This window comes from Flavobacterium fluviale, from assembly GCF_003312915.1.
GTDB lineage: Bacteria > Bacteroidota > Bacteroidia > Flavobacteriales > Flavobacteriaceae > Flavobacterium > Flavobacterium fluviale.
Window position 1 is genome coordinate 1,225,065 of record NZ_CP030261.1, and the last position, 18,416, is coordinate 1,243,480.

The following is an 18,416-nucleotide window of genomic DNA, read 5'->3' on the forward strand; positions in this document are numbered from 1 at the left end:
AGCCACTTTTTATATGCAGAATCGACTTATCGTTCTATTTCTATTTTTTGGATTAACTTCAATTTTCGCTCAAGAAAAAGACATTATTATTTCAAATGATTCAATTAAATCAGTAGAAATTGATCCGCTTCGTCCTTCAAAAGCCGCGTTTTTTTCAGCTGTTTTACCAGGTCTAGGGCAGATTTATAATAAAAAATATTGGAAAGTTCCTTTGGTTTATGGAGCAATAGGAACGAGTACTTATTTGTATTTTGATAATCAAAAAAAATACAATTTGTATCGAGATGAATATAAAAATAGATTAGGAGGGACTGAAAGCGGTTCGGAATTTTTGGCTGGTTTAAGTGAAAGTCAATTGATTTCTGCTCAAAAACAATTTCAAAGAAATAGAGATTTATCAGCCTTATTTATTGTTGGGTTTTATATTTTAAATATTATTGATGCCAACATCGATGCGTCACTATCGCAGTTTAATGTTGACGAAAAATTGGCATTTAAACCGGCAGTCATAAAAAATGATATTACATCACAAAATGATTTTGGGTTTGCCCTGAATTATTCTTTCTAAAAAATAGAAAAAGGAACTCTTTTCTAAAATAGAGTTCCTTTTTTTTATTATAATTTGTTGTGAAATTTTACAACTTTTTCAATCCTTTTAATTCTGCAGCATTTCCTTCTTTAATGCTGATTGCAGTACCTCCACCCGGAGCTAAATACTGTTTCAATTTGCTTTTTGAGTTTACGATAACTTTAGTCACGGTATATTTCTGCGGATTTTTGTTCCAATTTGCTTCTTTTGCATCGGCATAAATGGTAGCGATGAAATTTTTTCCGGCAGGTAAATAATCAAATGAAATGTTGGCTGTTCTTGCATTTTCATCTGTAATACCTCCAATAAACCATTCGTTTTTACCTTTTGCTTTTCGGGCAATTGTAATGTAATCTCCAGGTTCAGCTTCCAAAATATAACTGTTGTCCCAATCTACAGCAACGTCTTTGATGAATTGAAATGCATCTGGAAAACGCTCGTAATTCCCAGGAATATCCGCAGCCATTTGCAACGGACTGTACATCGTAACATAATAAGCCAATTGTTTTACCAAAGTAGTATTCACTCGTTGTGAACTTCCTGTTCCATAATATGAAAGATCAGTTTGGAAAATTCCAGGTGTATAATCCATTGGACCTCCCATTAAACGAGTAAATGGCAAAATTGTAGTATGATCTGGTGCTAAACCTCCCATAGATTCAAACTCTGTTCCACGCGCAGATTCCTGAGCAATCCAATTAGGAAAAGTTCGGTTTAAACCTGTTGGACGAACTGCTTCGTGACTGTTAACCATGATTTTATAGTCGGCAGCACGTTTGGCAACATTAATATAATGATTGACCATCCATTGTCCGTCATGATGTTCGCCACGCGGAATAATCTGCCCCACATAACCTGTTTTTACAGCATCATAACCGTTGTCATTCATAAACTGAAATGCACGATCTAAACGACGTTCATAATTGGTTGCAGATCCCGAAGTTTCGTGGTGCATGATAATTTTTACACCTTTTGAAGCCGCATATTGGTGAACTGCTTTTACGTCGAAATCAGGATAAGCCGTTACATAGTCAAAAACATCTTCTTTCCAATTACCAATCCAGTCTTCCCAGCCAATGTTCCAGCCTTCGATTAGAATGGCATCAAAACCGTTTTTAGAAGCAAAATCAATGTATTCTTTGGCACGTTCTGTTGTGGCACCGTGTTTTCCGTTTGGCGTAAGTTTCGTAAAGTCATCCGTCATTTTTACGTTGTTTTCTTTTCCGAAAGCCCATGTACTTTTTCCTGCTACGAAATATTCCCACCAAATCCCGATGTATTTTACAGGTTTAATCCAGGAAACATCTTTATAACTTGTTGGATCATTCAAATTCAGAATTAATTTTGAAGCCAAAATATCTGTTGCTTTGTCGCTTACAACAATAGTTCTCCAAGGCGATTGTGCATCTGTCTGCATATAACCTTTTGCACCAACAGCATCTGGCGCCAAATGACTTACCATTTTGTTGTTTACAGCATCAACTTCAAGGTACATTGCCGGATAATTGATCAATCCCGCTTCGTGAATGTTGATGTATAAACCATCATCAGATTTCATCATTGAAGGAGTTTGAACAGATAGTTCCTTTATTGGCTGCTGTGCATTGATTTCGATCGTAGCTTTTTTCATCAACGACGGAATCTCTGAAATTTTTGACGTTGTATACGCGTACTCGTTGGTATCATAATCTCCTGGAATCCAGAAAATTTTATGATTTCCAGCCAAATTAAACTGAGAACGTTCTTCTTTAATTACAAAATAATTTAGGTCATTTTGTTTCGGAAATTCATATCTAAATCCCAATCCGTCGTTGAACAAACGGAAACGAATGCGAATAAATCTATTGTTGTTTTTTGCCTGAGCTAAAGTGACAACTAATTCGTTGTAATGATTGCGAATTGTTTTTTCTTCGCCTAAAATCGGATTCCAATTTTCATCAACAGAAGATTGCGCTGTATTTGTTACAGTAAAGCCATCCAAAAACGAAGGCATATTTTGAAGTTCTAAACCTAAAGAACTCGGTTTTATAACTGCTTTTTGTTTATATGACAATTGGTAAGACGGAATGCCGCCTTCTTTTAATTCAAATTTTAAAGAAAGATTTTTGTCTGGCGAAGTTATTTCTTGTGCCCTAAGCCAAAATGTATTGAAAAGGATAAAAAATAAAAATGCTGTTTTTTTGCTAAAATTCATTTGAAGTAATGATTTTTGGAATTGAAAATTCATGTTTTTTTGTTTTGTGCAAATTTAGCTTTTAAAGTTGCATTGGAATATTAATTTTTCCAATATTATATATTGAAAAGGCTGGATTTTTACATTTAAAGTAATTGTTAGAAGAATGATGAGAAAAACTTTTCTGTTTTTGTAGTACTTTTTTTGAAAGTAATTTCTAAAATTCAGTTTTCATTTTTAAATAACAAAAAAAATCACTCCTAAGAGTGATTTTAATGGCATTATTGTGGTTTTGGTTAGATAATTTTCTTTATGAAGTTAAAACAACTTTTATAGATTCAAACTGCTTTGCTTATTGGTTTCTGCTTATATAGAAATTCTGATTTCTTACTGATTCACTTGTCAACTCATTTTTATTTCTTCTTCAATAAAAAATAATTCGCTTTTATTGATTAGAATGATATGTTAGATATCAAATATTAGGTTTATTAAAATAATTTTCACAAATATATAAAAATATTATTCTCAAATAATTATATCTAAAAAAACTTAATTCATATTTTTAAACACTTTTTTAAGTAAAACACTCAATTTTAACCTGCGGGTGCCCTTGAAGAAAGTAAGTGTCAGATTGACGCTTTTGCAAAATAAAATTTTATTTAGAGATTGACTTTTGAGAATATTCTTATTTGATATAAATGAAAATAGGCTGAAAAAGGTGATGCTATTTCAAAAAAAATCCTTTTGTCTTAAGTAAAGAGACAAAAGGATTATGATTAAGAGAATCAAAAAAATGATTCTTATATACTATGGAATCGAATTAGTTTTTTAAATCTTTAATTACTTTAAAAGCAACATCAACCTGATCTTCTCCAACTAAAATTGTAAATTCATTTGAAGTCGAAATGACCTCATTTATAATAATTCCTTCCCAAGCTAAACGCTGGAAAATGAAGTAATAAATACCAGGAACAACAATGTTTTCTTTTGGTAATTTTACAGTAATCGATGCTAAGTTATCTAATTTTTGAATTAATTTTTCTCTCATAAAGTGTTTTTCAACTAAGTGATTTACACTGCTGCTGACAACGATATTAGTCTCGTTTACACCACGAGATGAGGTATAGAAAATATCAGATAAAGCATTAATGTCAGAAATTAAATCGGCTTGTTTGTTCAGAACAGTTTCAGAAGCTGCAAAAGTGTAATCTGTCAGTTCAGAACGAACCGTAATTTCACCGATATTTTTAATTACTTTATTGATTTTGTGGTTTAGTTTAAAATCTAGTTCTTCCGTAAGTCGTTTTAAAGACATTACAACAGCGCCTTGTTTTACTTCTTTTCCAAACTCACTTTCCAATTCGGTCATAATATTTCGCGAAAGTGAAGTTAGGTTAATAATTCCGAGCGATAGTGCATTTAATAAAAATGGTTTTGTTTTAATGTAGTTTTCTACAATAGAAGAAACAGTTTTCATAATTCTTTTTTTTTTTTGTATTCGGTTGGTTGTTAATTTAACATTGCGATGTTATAAATCTTTGCAAATATAAATAAAAAAACAAATTGTTACAATTATAACAATAAAAAATTATGTTAAAAATGATAAAATGCGTCGGTAAGGTGTTCAATTGCAAATGATTCGCTGTTTTTATGGATGGCAACGATGTCAAAACGGATTTCAATATCTTCACAATAATCCTTTTCCCTATCGTTTATGTAGGCATTTACTGCTTTAATAAGTAATTGGATCTTTTTTGGCTTGACAAAATCCTGCGGAGAACCAAAGTCTAAACTCGAACGCGTTTTAACTTCAATAATTGCTAAAATGGAACCTTTTTGAGCGATTATATCTATTTCGGCTTTTTGAAAGACATAATTTCGTTCTATAATTTTATAATCGTTTTCTTCTAGATGTGCCACTGCGAGATCTTCTCCTAATTTTCCTAAATCATTATGTTCTGCCATGTTCTTTTTTGTTTCAAGTTTTAGGTTTCAGGTTATTTGCACGCAAAGACGCGAAGCCGCTAAGAGTATTTAACTTGGCGGCTTCGCGTCTTTGCGAGATTTTTTATGTGGTATTCTTGAGTTTCCTTACTAGGTTTCGGTGGTATTATTTTTTAAAAGTAACAGTACTTCCAGAAGCAGTAACTTCCATAGAAATGGTATTTCCCATAATTAAAGCTCGATTATCTCGAATGTGGCCGGCTGGGAAATTAAAAATTACTGGAATATTATATTTTTTTGTCACATCATCAATAATTTCCAATGCATTTTTTCCCCACGGAACTTCATTGTCCTTCATACTTGTCATACCTCCAATGATAATTCCTTTTAGATTCTCGATACATCCATTTCGTTTCAAATTCATCATCATACGATCGATATGATAAAGATATTCATCTAAATCTTCGATAAATAGAATTTTATCCCTGCAGTCAATCGCCGAGGGAGAGCCCAATAAACTGTATAAAATAGAAAGATTACCGCCGACTAATTCCCCAGTAGCGCTTCCTAAACGATTCATTGTAGTTGGACTGATAGAATATGAAATTGGTTCGCCAAACAAACTTGCTTTTAACGAACTCACTGCGTCTGGAGTTGCTCTAGTAACAGTTACGGGCATAATACCGTGAATAGATTTATAACCCATTGTATTCAAATGGTTGTGCAAAACAGTAACATCACTAAAACCAATAACCCATTTTGGATGTTGTTTGAATTTGGTAAAATCTAATAAATCTAACATTCTAACGGTTCCGTACCCGCCGCGAACGCACCAAATAGCTTTAATGTTCGGATTGTCTAATTGTTTTTGAAAATCGGCTGCTCTCTGCTCATCTGTTCCTGCCAATTGATGATAGTCTAATCCGATTGTGCTTCCAACTACGGCTTCTAAGCCCCAGCTGTGCAGTAAATCTATAGTTGGTTTTAAATTGTCGTCGATATTTTTTCTGGCTGTTGCCAAAAGAGCTACAGTATCTCCTTTTTGTAAATAAGGTGGTGTTATCATGTTTTGTTGAGATTGACAAGTGAATGATTGAAAAGCAAAAGTAAGAAATGCGATTTTATAAAGAACAAAGTGTTTTTTATTGAAGAAAGGGTTTTTCATTTTCATAATTAATTGCTTTTTCATTTTTTGTATGAAACACAAATATAAAAAATTTAGAGGTTAAAATTATTTGAATTTTCTTACAATTAAATAAAATGCTTAATATTGAACTTTTTAAAAATAAAATTTATGCAGTTCATTAAGATTAGTTTTTTGATAATTATCTTTAATTCCTTTCAAGTTTATTCTCAATCCAAAAAATATAAAATACACACGGTAGCATTTTACAATTTTGAGAATTTATATGACACAGTAAATGATGCATTTACAAATGATGATGAATGGACACCAAATGGAGCACAGCATTGGACAACGGAAAAGTATCAGCAAAAATTAAAAAATCTAGCAAGAGTTTTATCTGAAATTGGTACGCCAGAAAATTCAAATGCGCCAATTATAATTGGAGGTTGTGAAATTGAAAATCGCGGTGTTTTAGAAGATTTAATTAAAGAACCAAAACTGCAGCAGTTCGATCTGGGAATTGTTCATTTCGATTCGCCAGATAAGCGAGGAATTGACGTTGCCTTACTTTATCAGAAAAAATATTTTCGGCCAGTTTCTTTTTCAAATATTCCTTTAATTATTTATAAAAAGAATATCGAAAAGAAAGAAGAAATTTTGGAAGTTTTGGATGATGATGTCGAAGTAAAAAAGGAAAACAATAATCGTGTTTTTACCAGAGACCAGCTTTTGGTTTCAGGTTTTTTAGAAGATGAAGAAATACATATTATTGTGAATCACTGGCCTTCACGATCTGGCGGTGAAAAAGCTACTAGTTTATTTCGGGAAGCAGCAGGAAAATTAAACCGCAAAATTATCGATTCTTTACAGCAGATTAATCCGAGAGCAAAAGTTTTGACAATGGGCGATTTGAATGACGGACCTTTGAATAATAGTGTCAAAACTGGTTTAGGAGCAAAAGGAAAAAAAGCTGAAGTTCCAGAATTTGGCGTTTTTAATCCGTTTGAAGAAATGGCAAATAAAGGAATGGGAACAATTGCATTTAGAGATTCCTGGAATATATTCGACCAGATTATCATGACGGAATCTTTTCTGAAAAATGATTTTTCAACATTTAATTTTTGGAAAGCAAGAATTTTTAAAGCACAGTATCTTATTCAGACTTCAGGACAATACAAAGGTTATCCGCTTCGAAATACAGTATCCGAGGCTGGTTTTAGTGATCATTTTCCAGTATATATTTATTTGATAAAAGAGTTTCAGTAATTTCAGTCTCAGTCTCAGTCTCAGTTTTCAGTCACACTTCCAATTGAAAACTGTGACTGAGACTGAATACTAACTAACGACTGAAAACTTTTCACTAACTTAGCTTTTCACAATTTAGTATTTAAAAAAATGGCTATAGCAAAACCTTTTAACCTGACACAATGGATTGACGAAAACCGTCATTTATTAAAACCGCCCGTTGGAAATAAAAATTTATATGTTGATTCTGGAGATTATATCGTAATGATTGTCGCAGGGCCAAATGCTCGAAAAGATTATCATTATAATGAAACAGAAGAACTTTTTTATCAGTTAGAAGGTAGTATAAAAGTCGTTATTCAAGAAGATGGTGAACGAAAGGAAATGGAATTAAATGCCGGTGATATGTATTTGCATCCTGCTAAAGTACCGCATTCTCCAGTTCGCTCAGAACGTTCTATTGGATTAGTTATTGAACGTAAACGTGCTGGAAAAGGGTATACAGATGGGTTGCTATGGCATTGCGATAACTGCAATCACAAGCTTTACGAAGTATATTTTGAATTGCACAATATCGAGAAAGATTTCCTTCCTCATTTTGAGCATTTCTACAATTCAGAAGAACTAAGAACATGCGATAAATGTGGAACAGTAATGGAAACTGATCCAAGATTTACGGCGAAGAAGTAAAAATGAAAAACCACATAAATCACATCTATATGTGATTTTTTTGTATGTTTGTATTAAAAATGAGACAATAATGCATCAATTATGATACAAGAAGTAATCGCATATAAGAATATAGTGGACAATATTGAAGATTTAATGGATAAATCTCCCTACAAGAAAAATTATATTATTGAAAAAGTTGGTATTCCAAGTCCCACATTTTACAGGAAATTAAAGAGTCGGACTTTTACTGCTGATGAAGTTTTATCTATTGCTAAAATACTTTCTCCAGAAGAAAATTTTATGTTAGAATTAAAAAGTGAAATTGAGCAAGGAAAGCGAGATATAAAAAACGGAGATTTTATAACTCATGAACAAATGTTAGCTAAGCTTAAGAGTAAAAATCTTATATAAAATTTATGGGCTTTTGTCGATTATTATAAAAAGAAATCAATTCGATATGATCTTCATTAATTTAATAGTACAGCATAACGTTTTTTGAAATAATCATGCTTCGACATTTTAATTTTGAATTATATTTTCCAAGCATAGGATTGTTTTCTAATAAGGTTATGATTTTTAAAACATCTTTAATGAATTTTTGAGCTATCACTGGCGACCAAAATTGTTCAAGGTAATTGTAAATATTATCAAAGTTATACTCTGATTTTTTAGACCAAATAATCTTCATTATGAATTTGAATATTCGGCTAAAATATAAAAAATAACTTACAAATATATTGCTTTACAACTCAAATCTTTTCCCTTGCTCAGGATAGATAATCTTCAATCCTAAATCATTTTGATGCTTTAACTGCTGTCTGATCTTTGTAATATTTTTAGCAGGCGGTTTTAAATGTGTAATAATGATTTTGAAATTTTTTAAGGAATCTTTTCCAGATAATTCTTCCAAAATGTGAAGTTCTTTCATTAAATAATTCGGAGTCAAATGACCAAATAAAAATTTATCAGGCTGTTCATTCGGAAAAGAAACTTCAATAAAAATTCCTTTTAATTGTTTGGCTTTTAGCAAAGGCGCAACTGCTGTCCATAAATCACGGAGATTATTGCTTTTTTCAACTTCATCTGGTCCGGTATCTCCTAAATAAAGAACATAATTATTTTCATTTTTAACTAAAAAAGCAGTGCTTTCAAACGGACTAACATGGCTTAACGGAAATGCTTTAACTGTCATTTTTGTATTGGTTAGAGCAGATTCTTCATTCAACTTTAAAGTTTGAAAATGGTATTTTTTTAAAGGAAAACCTGGACCCGCATCTCCAAAATTGGCCCAAGTCTGATCATTGAAATAATGGTTTTCCATCATTTCCATACATTTATTAGTTGCGTAAACTGTTTTAGAAGAGTCAGCAGGAGAGTTAATAATTAATCCCGAAACATGATCTAAATGCGCGTGCGAAATTAGATAACCTTTAATGTATTTTCGGAGAACTTCGCTGGTAGAAACTTTAAATACTTTATTTTCAATCGCTTTTTCAATTCCTGCGTTTATAGTTCCCGCATCCAAACAAATAAAATCTTTTGTGTTGGATGGAGCTGTTAAATAAGCCGAAAGATTTTTTTCGTCTATGCCACCTTTCACACCTAAAGGCACAATTTGAAAAGAAAATTTTTGTTCTTTCTGAGAAAATATATTGGTGGAAATTAAAAGGAAGCAAACTAAAAGCCGACTGAAAATGCTCATATTTTTTATTTTAAGTAATGCAAATTTCATTAAATAAATTCAATTTAAGTCGTTTCATTTCTGTTAATACTATTAAATAACCTTAAATTTACTTCTCTTTACAAGATTACTACAAGTAGAAATTAATTCTAAAATAATATCTTTACATAAAAAATATAACAATTTTAACTAAAAAAGTTACAATGACAACAATAGCATCACAATTTGGCATGAATGAAGCTTTGGAAAAGCTGGGAATAAAACTGGTGAACGACGGAACTTCAACAGGAACAGAAAATTTTGCATCGGGCGAAGTTTTGGATAGTTTTTCTCCCGTAGATGGAAAATTAATTGCTTCGGTTAAAACTTCGACTCTTGAAGATTATGAAAAAGTAATGCGTTCCGCTACAGAAGCTTTTAAAACATTTCGATTAATTCCTGCGCCGCAACGTGGTGAAATTGTGCGTCAGTTTGGTGAAAAATTGAGACAAAACAAAGAAGCTCTTGGGAAATTGGTTTCTTACGAAATGGGTAAATCATTGCAGGAAGGTTTTGGGGAAGTTCAGGAAATGATTGATATATGCGATTTTGCAGTTGGTTTGTCACGTCAATTACACGGATTAACCATGCATTCTGAAAGACCAGGACATCGTATGTACGAGCAATATCATCCTTTAGGAATTGTTGGAATTATTTCTGCATTTAACTTTCCAGTTGCAGTTTGGTCATGGAATACTGCTTTAGCTTGGATTTCTGGTGATGTATGTGTTTGGAAACCTTCTGAAAAAACACCACTTTGCGGAATTGCCTGCCAAAATATTATTGCTCAAGTTATTAAGGAAAATAATCTTCCTGAAGGAATTTCATGTTTACTAACTGGAGACTACACAATAGGAGAGCTGCTAACAAAAGACACTCGTATTCCATTAATTTCTGCGACTGGTTCTACAAGAATGGGGAAAATTGTAGCCCAAGCTGTTGCAGGAAGATTAGGTAAATCTTTATTAGAATTAGGCGGAAATAATGCTATTATAGTCACTCCAGATGCAGACATAAAAATGACTGTAATTGGAGCAGTTTTTGGAGCTGTGGGAACTGCTGGACAGCGTTGTACTTCAACTCGAAGATTGATTATTCACGAAAGTATTTATGATAAAGTAAAAGATGCTTTAGTAGCTGCTTATAAACAATTACGAATCGGAAATCCGCTTGACGAAAACAATCATGTTGGACCTTTAATTGATATGCACGCTGTGGAATTGTACGCAACGGCTTTAAACAGAGTAGTGGCTGAAGGCGGAAAAATTATAGTTGAAGGGGGAGTGCTTTCTGGAGAAGGTTATGAAAGTGGCTGCTATGTAAAACCTGCAATTGCAGAAGCAGAAAATTCATTTGAAATTGTACAGCATGAAACTTTTGCTCCTGTTTTATATTTGATTAAGTATTCTGGAGATGTCGAGAATGCTATTGAAATTCAAAATGGTGTTGCTCAAGGATTATCATCAGCGATTATGACGAATAATTTGCGTGAAGCCGAAAGATTTTTGTCTGTTACAGGTTCTGACTGTGGAATTGCAAATGTAAATATCGGAACTTCAGGAGCTGAGATTGGCGGTGCTTTTGGAGGTGAAAAGGAAACTGGAGGCGGACGCGAATCTGGTTCTGATGCTTGGAAAATTTATATGAGACGCCAGACGAATACTATTAATTATACCACAAATCTTCCTTTGGCGCAGGGAATTAAGTTTGATTTGTAAAACTTCTTAAGAAATAAAGGCTTCCAAATTTGGAAGCCTTTTCTGTTTGTTTTAGTTTTTATTTTTTTAGAATTGTCTGATTGAATGAACCATCAGTCGTATAAATTTTTGCCAGATAAGTTCCCGGAATTAAACCATTTGTATCAATACTTTCGGTTTGTTTTCCAGTAGCACTTACAAGGTTCCCTGAAATATTGTAAATTAAAACTTTCTCCACTTTCTGATTTGGATCGGATAAATACAAAGTACTCGAAACTGGATTTGGATACAATATAATTTTAGCCTCTGTATTTTCAGCTGCTAAAGAATAGGAAGCAGGTGCTGCTTTTAATGTACTTCCACCGTAAACTGTACTGATATAGAATAAATTAGCAACAGAACCTTTTGTTATAGTGTGTGAACCAGCAGCAAGTGATGCAGTTACGATTCCTGCAGATGCAGTATAAGAAACATTATCTACCTTAATTGTTCCCGTAAAATTGGAATCAAAAACTAAAGTTAGTGTTGATGCACTTGTAGTAGTATAATTGATAGTGGTACTTGATTCTATTTTTAAACGCTGTGTTAAAGTTAGCCCATTGTAGGACACAGACCCTGGCGTAGAATTCATGTTTCCTGTAATTGCGTAAAACGTGCTCGTTTTTCCAGATGTTGTAAAATTATGAATTTCACTTCCTGATGAGCTAGTAGAAACAGTTATTGTTCCCGATGCTGTTGCTGGTGATCCTGCTGTTCCAGAAGTTGCTATAGAATACGATACATTTGCGGTTGGTGTTCCTGTTATCGTTATTGTTTTTGCAGTTGTGTTTTTTACAAAGCTTAATCCAGAGGCTGGTAATCCAGTTACAGTAGCATCTGTTGCATTTCCGCCCCAAGTAAATACGATAGAACTAATTGCAGTTCCAGAGGAAACAGTTTGACTATTATTTCCAGAGGAAGTTAAAGTTTGATTTCCTGCAGCCGTAACCGTTATAGTACCAGATCCACTTGCTGGTGAACCGCTCGTACCAGAAGTAGCGATTGAATAAGAAACAGTTGCTGTTGGTGTTCCAGTAATTGTTATTGTTTTCGCAGTTGTATTTTTCACAAAAGTTAATCCAGAAGCTGGTATTCCTGTTACAGTTGCATTTGTTGCATCTCCACCCCAAGTAAAAACAATTGAACTTATCGCCGAACCACTTACGACAGTTTGATTATTATTTGCAGATGAGGTTAAGGTTAAAGACTGACTTCCAGCAGGCGGGTTTCCTTCTCCTTGTACAGCAACTAAAGTTCCAGTATAATTTGTTAATGCCGTTTTTAATGCATTGATAACTAGTGATGAAGTGTCGTCAACAGCATTGTTAAATGTCCATTGAAGATCTCCTCCTGAGATGCGCCCAGCATATTGCATTGTTTTCGTTTTTGCCGCTGCCGGCTGATCGATTACTAGATTTTTTACGTATAAACCAGCATCAGTATCAAAATTATTATAGGTATTTGCTCCCGATTTTGATTTTACAGAACTGCTTACAACTTCACCTCTTGTTGTAGCTACATAAGCATCAAAATCTGTTGTAGAACTTATTTTTCCTGCGATATTGTATAAAGGATTTGGATCATTGTAAGCTACGAAACGCATATTATTTGTTCCATTTGAAGCATCAAATGTGTTGTTAAAAGCTTTAATGCTTCCTCCAGCTTCGCCAGAAAATGTTCCCATTGTTCCAGCGTTATTCACTTGATTGGCTTCATCCCAAATATCAGTTCCTTGAAGAGAAGTCAACATTGGATGCTTACTATTTCTAAAATAATTTCCTTCTACAAATAGAGAAGATCCCAATGTAGATCCTGAGCCATATTTTGCAATACCATCAAAATAATTGTTATAGATATGCGCAGAATAATAACGAACTCTTGGATGACGAGAATCAGAATGATCAAACCAGTTGTGGTGATACGTTATATACAATCCAGATGTTGTTCCTTCGCTTAATCCTAAAAGACTGGCTTTTCCATTATCCCAAAAGTGATTGTAAGACAAAGTGATATAAGTTGAAGTTTTATTGTCTAATGCGCCATCTCCTTTTATTTGATCTGCATCGCTTCCTGCATTTCCATAAAATAAATCGCAGTTATGAACCCAAATATGATCATTGTCTTGTTGCATTCCAATATTATCGCCAGCGGTACTGTTGCAATTCATGAAACCAAGATTATTCACTTCAATGTTGGATGCCGATTTTAAACGAACTCCCCATCCATTAGCAACAGCATCGTTTCCAATACCTTCAAAAGTTACATAACTTGAAGCATTGTTAGCATTTTCAATTACAACATCGCCACCTTCCATAACTGTCATATCAGTAACATTTCCGATCAAACGAATGATAAACGGGCGAGTGTCTTTTCCTTTCTTAATCGCATAAAGAATATTTTGTAAACCAATACAAGGATTTGTACTTGCTCCGGTAATATTCATTGAAACGGTGTTTTTGGTATTTTGTGTGATGTAAAGAATCACGGCATTATCCTTCGGAGTACCGTCAGCTTTATATCCGCCGGGAACACGTCCGCCTTCAAAAGCAAATCCATTTCTGTCATGAGCAGCTACGTTTAAATTACCTTTAGAAGCTCCTGTTCCCTCTGTGCCATTCACGACAGGTTTTACCTTTACAGTGTAAGTTCCAGCTTTCAAACCAGGAATATCAGCACGAAAATAAGAACCATAACTTCTTATAAGCTGGTCGTCTATTTTTTTATCGGTAAACCCGTTTCCTGTGTAGTAGACGTTATACGATTGTGCACCGCTGACCGGCTGCCATTTAATAAAAGCTGATTCTAACCAGCCTGAAGCTTCGTTAATTGTTACTGACTGTGCCCATAACTGAACTGTCATGAGAAATACAGCCACTAAGAGTAGGTTTTTTTTCATAATTGTGTGGTTTAAGAATGTTAATAATAGTAAGTGGTTTTACTATCAAGTACAAGTGGTTAATTGTAATCGATTACACAAAAATATATATTAATTCTTAAATCAATAATTATTTTATATAAAAAAAGAATATAATAATAAATATTAGCTTTTTATATAGTGAAAATGTAATAAATTGCATTGATTGTAATTTATTACACATTTTAATGTATGGTAAAATGCTTTGTTTTATTAGGGTATTGAGAATTTCATTTTCTGATAGCTATTTGATTGCTAAAAATGCATTTTTTTTAATTACAAAAATTACATTTTAAATTTTTGTAAGAATAAACTTTGTTATATGTTTTAAACATCAGAAATATTTTAAAAATGAAAGCACGCAAATTATATCTTTAAAAGATAAAATGAGATTTTTGAATTATTTATAATAAAAAAGCCTTTTTGATTTTACTCAAAAAGGCTTCAATTATTTTATGTAGAATTATTAGTCTTTGCTCGATAGTTTAGCGAGCAGTCTTAAAAATTCAATATACAACCAAACTAATGTGATCATAAGTCCCATAGCACCGTACCATTCCATAAACTTTGGCATTTTTTCTTTTGCTCCTTTTTCAATTAAATCAAAATCTAAGAATAAGTTAAGAGCTGCGATTATAATTACAAAAACGCTGATACCAATACTCATCATTGAGTTTCCATGATGCACAGGAGTAAAGCTTGTAAACATTGATACAACCCATGAAATTAAATAATAAGTCGCAATTGCCAAAGTCGCAGCAATAACAACAGATTTAAATTGCTCTGTAACTTTAACAATTTTGAATTTGTATAAACCTAGACAAACTAAAAAAGTCACTAAAGTTGCTCCAACGGCATTAATTACAATTCCTGGAAATTTCAATTCGAATATTGCAGAAATTCCTCCAATAAATAAACCTTCAAATAAAGCATATCCTGGCGCTAAATAAGGTGAAGCTTGTGGTTTAAAAGCAGAAACTATAACAAGAATAAAAGCAATAATTGCTCCTCCAATAGTTGGAAGCATAGGATTCATTCCATTAAAGGCCATCCACCAAGTTACCATTGCGGCACCGCATAAAATTAAAAATAAAATTGCCGTTTTGTTAATTGTTCCTGACACCGTCATTTCTTGATTGTAATCAATAATTTGAGCTTGGTGTACTTCTTCAGCTTTTGAAGTTGCACTAGAAAAACGCTTACTGTTTAAAAACGGATTTTTTGAATTAAAGTTCATAATTTAATACATTTAATTGAACCCAAATATATGGAGATTTTTTGAAGTGCAATTGAATGAGAGAATTTTTAACATGAATTTCTCTTCCTTATTTACCGTATATAAAAAATCCACCAAAACTAATTTGATGGATTCTTTTATAATTTAATTTAAGAAAATGTCTTAATTCAAAAGATCTAAAACTAATGAAGGGAATAAACCTAATGTAATATTCAATACAATTGATACTACAGCAACTGCATAAATAAGAAATGGTTTTCCAGTTCTTTCTTGATTTGGCTCTTTAGAATACATTGCAAGTATTAGTTTGAAATAATATGCAACACTTATAATAGAATTGATTACAGCAACAATTACTAAACCAATATATCCTGCCTGAATAGTTTGATTGAATAAAAATAACTTCGCAAAAAATCCTGAGAAAATCGGGATTCCAGCCATTGATAATAATGAAGCTGTAAGAATAGTAGCCAATAACGGATTTGTTTTTCCTAAACCATGAAAATTTGTAATGTCTTCATTGTCATGATCTCTGCATACATATAAAATAACACTAAAAGCAGCGATTCCAGCCAAAGCATAAGCAGCAGTGTAATATAATAAAACACCAGCAGAAGCAGAAACAGTTAATAATGTCATTAACATGAAACCAGCATGAGAAATTCCAGAAAAAGCAAGCATACGTTTAACGTTTACTTGTCTTAATGCCATAATGTTACCAACAGACATTGAAGCGATTGAAATGATAACCACTATGACTTCAAACGTATGTAAAAGATCTTGGTTTTCTAATGAAGAAATGAAGTTCATACCAGCAATTAATTTGAATAAGGTTGCAATTGCGACCACTTTTGCCAATGTACTCATTAAAGCTGTTGTTAAAGCTGGCGAACCTTCGTAAACATCTGGAGCCCAGAAATGGAAAGGAACTGCGGCAACTTTAAACAACATACCAACTACCATTAAAATCATTCCGATAGGAAACCAGATTGGTAATTCTGCAGACAATGCACTTTCGTGTATTTCGCTGATGTCAAAACTTCCCATTGCTCCATAAATCAAACAAATTCCAAATAAGATAATTCCAGAAGCGAAAGATCCCATTAAGAAATATTTCATTCCCGCTTCGTTACTTTTTAAATTTAAACGTTCGCTGGCAGCTAAAACATATAAAGCGATTGATAAGATTTCGATACCTAGAAAAAACATCGCTAAGTTTCCAAAAGAAACCATTGCAACAGCTCCAGCAAGTAAGAATACTTTAATTGCAACGAAATCTGAAATTTTTGATGGATGCTTGTGATAAAAATTATGACTTAACGCTACAAGGAAAATCGTCAAAACGATGAACAACGATGAAAAAGCTGTAGAAAACTTTGACACTGCTATCATATTGTTGTAATAACTTTGTTCAGTTCCAAATTCGTAGAAATTAAGAGCCAATACACCTAATAAACCAACAATGGTAATAGGGACGATGGCTTTTCTTAAATTAAGAATTTCAAACAATAGGCAGAAAATACCCAATCCTGTTATAGCTATTAATGTATTCATTTTTGTCTTTTTGAGTTAGGATTTCAAATTATGATTGTAATCCTAATTTATTTTTTGTTTAAAATATTAGTTCTTATTGATAACTTGTAAAATCGTTTCCAAGCTTGGTGTAATCAAATCTGTAATTGGTTTTGGATAAAATCCGAAGAACAATAAAACAGCAATTATTACTGCAAATGAAATTCCTTCATTCAAAGAAACATCTGCAAAAGTTTTAGAATTGGTTTCGCCTAACATTACATGCTGGAACATTCTCAACATATAGTAAGCTCCCAAAATAATTGTAGTTCCACCCAGAATTGCAAACCAAATATTTATCTGAGATAAACTGTATAAAACTGTAAATTCTCCAACAAAGTTAAAAGTACTTGGCAGCGCAACAGAAGCTAATACTAAAATTAAAAACATTGAAGTAAATTTTGGAGATTGTGTACGAATACCGCCCATTTCTCCAATTTCTCTAGTTTCAAATCTTCTATAGATTACTTCGGCAGCAAAGAATAATCCAACTACCGCAAAACCGTGAGCGATCATTTGCAAAACAGCACCTCTTAAACCATCAAGGGTTAAAGTGTAAGATCCTGCAGCAATTAATCCAACGTGGGCAAGAGAAGAGTAAGCTAATAATTTTTTTAAATCTTTTTGTCTCAGTGCAACGATCGAACCGTAGATTACACCTGCAATTCCTAAACCAATAAAGATATACATGTATTCTTTAGCAGCAGTAGGCGCAAGAGGTAATTGCCAGCGAATTACACTGTACAATCCCATTTTTAACATGATACCAGATAAAAGCATTGTTCCAACAGTTGGTGCTTTTTGGTACACATTTGCCTGCCAAGTATGGAAAGGAATAATTGGAATTTTGATAGCGTAAGCTAAAAAGAAAGCCAAGAAAATCCAGAATTGCTCGCACGCAGATAAATCTACTTTATATAAATCTTCGATTAAGAAAGAACCAGCTTTTTGGTATAAATAAATGAAAGCAGTTAACATGAATAATGAACCAGCAAGTGTATAAATAAAGAATTTAACCACAGCTTTTCTGCGTTCTTCAGCGTCGCCATTACCCCAAATTAAGGCAATAAAGTAAATTGGAATAAGTGCTAACTCCCAGAAAATATAATATAAAAGACCATCAGCAGCTAAGAAAGTTCCAGTCATAGCAAAAGCCATAAACAAGATCAATGCATAGAAACCTTTAGCATTTTTATATTCATTTCCGAAAGAAGAAAATATGATAATCGGAGTTAAAGCTGCAGTTAGTAAAACCATTGCAAGTCCAAGTCCGTCAGCATTTAAAGCAAAAGAAATTTTTGGCTGTGTAATCCAGCTGTTGATTACGCTGATATTTTCACCAGCAGAAAAATTATTCAATAATACAATTGAACATCCTAAAGCGGCTAAACTAAAAAGTAGAGCAACTTTCGAAGCTAGTTTGTCACCAGAAAAATAAGTGGCAAATGCACCAATTAAAAGTATAATTAATATAGTAGAAACGTTCAT

Annotated in this window: 15 protein-coding genes; 5 read left to right on the top strand and 10 right to left on the bottom strand. The window is 32.9% G+C overall.

All coding sequences use genetic code 11. The annotated features are described in order from the left end of the window. Positions 1-13: 13 nt before the first annotated feature. The gene (locus HYN86_RS05530) at positions 14-568 is read left to right on the top strand and encodes a DUF5683 domain-containing protein (protein WP_113677139.1); all 555 of its coding nucleotides are present in this window, start codon (positions 14-16) and stop codon (positions 566-568) included. Positions 569-635: 67 nt separating this feature from the next. Here HYN86_RS05530 and HYN86_RS05535 read toward each other — a convergent pair whose 3' ends face one another. The 4 genes from HYN86_RS05535 to HYN86_RS05550 form a co-directional block, all read right to left on the bottom strand. Next, entirely contained in the window at positions 636-2,783 is a 2,148-nt protein-coding gene (locus HYN86_RS05535) for a glycoside hydrolase family 97 protein (RefSeq protein ID WP_113679862.1), read from the bottom strand. A gap of 799 nt (positions 2,784-3,582) precedes the next feature. Further along, positions 3,583-4,239, bottom strand: a complete 657-nt coding sequence (locus HYN86_RS05540) for a hypothetical protein (RefSeq protein WP_008466087.1) — start codon at positions 4,237-4,239, stop codon at positions 3,583-3,585. Positions 4,240-4,355: 116 nt separating this feature from the next. After that, positions 4,356-4,727, bottom strand: a complete 372-nt coding sequence (locus HYN86_RS05545) for a YraN family protein (protein ID WP_113677140.1) — start codon at positions 4,725-4,727, stop codon at positions 4,356-4,358. A gap of 145 nt (positions 4,728-4,872) precedes the next feature. Further along, positions 4,873-5,772 carry a S66 peptidase family protein gene (locus HYN86_RS05550; protein WP_113679863.1) on the bottom strand — a complete coding sequence of 300 codons (900 nt, stop codon included), beginning with the start codon at positions 5,770-5,772 and terminating at the stop codon, positions 4,873-4,875. A gap of 228 nt (positions 5,773-6,000) precedes the next feature. On the opposite strand from HYN86_RS05550, the gene HYN86_RS05555 reads away from it, so the two are divergent. The 3 genes from HYN86_RS05555 to HYN86_RS05565 all read left to right on the top strand — a co-directional run bounded on the left by HYN86_RS05555 (position 6,001) and on the right by HYN86_RS05565 (position 8,160). Beyond that, a complete protein-coding gene (locus tag HYN86_RS05555) occupies positions 6,001-7,098 on the top strand; it encodes an endonuclease/exonuclease/phosphatase family protein (RefSeq protein ID WP_113679864.1) in 1,098 nt (365 codons plus the stop codon). A gap of 129 nt (positions 7,099-7,227) precedes the next feature. After that, positions 7,228-7,767: a 3-hydroxyanthranilate 3,4-dioxygenase gene (locus HYN86_RS05560; RefSeq protein WP_113677141.1), complete on the top strand. Its 540-nt coding sequence runs from the start codon at positions 7,228-7,230 to the stop codon at positions 7,765-7,767. An 81-nt stretch (positions 7,768-7,848) separates the two neighbouring features. Beyond that, the gene (locus tag HYN86_RS05565) at positions 7,849-8,160 is read left to right on the top strand and encodes a hypothetical protein (protein WP_113677142.1); all 312 of its coding nucleotides are present in this window, start codon (positions 7,849-7,851) and stop codon (positions 8,158-8,160) included. Positions 8,161-8,221: 61 nt separating this feature from the next. Here the strand turns inward: HYN86_RS05565 and HYN86_RS05570 are convergent, their stop codons facing one another. Together HYN86_RS05570 and HYN86_RS05575 are read right to left on the bottom strand one after the other, a co-directional pair. After that, positions 8,222-8,437 (bottom strand): type II toxin-antitoxin system RelE/ParE family toxin, encoded by a 216-nt coding sequence (locus HYN86_RS05570; protein ID WP_113677143.1) that lies wholly within the window; start codon positions 8,435-8,437, stop codon positions 8,222-8,224. A 54-nt stretch (positions 8,438-8,491) separates the two neighbouring features. Next, entirely contained in the window at positions 8,492-9,451 is a 960-nt protein-coding gene (locus HYN86_RS05575; RefSeq protein WP_113677144.1) for an MBL fold metallo-hydrolase, read from the bottom strand. A gap of 182 nt (positions 9,452-9,633) precedes the next feature. On the opposite strand from HYN86_RS05575, the gene amaB reads away from it, so the two are divergent. After that, complete coding sequence (gene amaB / locus HYN86_RS05580) at positions 9,634-11,187, top strand: L-piperidine-6-carboxylate dehydrogenase (RefSeq protein ID WP_113677145.1); 1,554 nt, start codon at positions 9,634-9,636, stop codon at positions 11,185-11,187. Positions 11,188-11,245: 58 nt separating this feature from the next. On the opposite strand, the gene HYN86_RS05585 is transcribed toward amaB, so the two are convergent. From HYN86_RS05585 to HYN86_RS05600, 4 genes are all read right to left on the bottom strand, one after another. Continuing rightward, on the bottom strand, positions 11,246-14,101 hold the full coding sequence (locus tag HYN86_RS05585; protein WP_113677146.1) for a pectate lyase family protein: 2,856 nt from the start codon (positions 14,099-14,101) through the stop codon (positions 11,246-11,248). Positions 14,102-14,585: 484 nt separating this feature from the next. Then, positions 14,586-15,356, bottom strand: a complete 771-nt coding sequence (locus HYN86_RS05590) for a Bax inhibitor-1/YccA family protein (protein ID WP_113677147.1) — start codon at positions 15,354-15,356, stop codon at positions 14,586-14,588. 162 nt (positions 15,357-15,518) lie between these two features. Next, positions 15,519-16,910 carry an NADH-quinone oxidoreductase subunit N gene (locus tag HYN86_RS05595; protein ID WP_113677148.1) on the bottom strand — a complete coding sequence of 464 codons (1,392 nt, stop codon included), beginning with the start codon at positions 16,908-16,910 and terminating at the stop codon, positions 15,519-15,521. Between the two features lie 66 nt (positions 16,911-16,976). Continuing rightward, positions 16,977-18,416: a complex I subunit 4 family protein gene (locus HYN86_RS05600; protein WP_113677149.1), complete on the bottom strand. Its 1,440-nt coding sequence runs from the start codon at positions 18,414-18,416 to the stop codon at positions 16,977-16,979.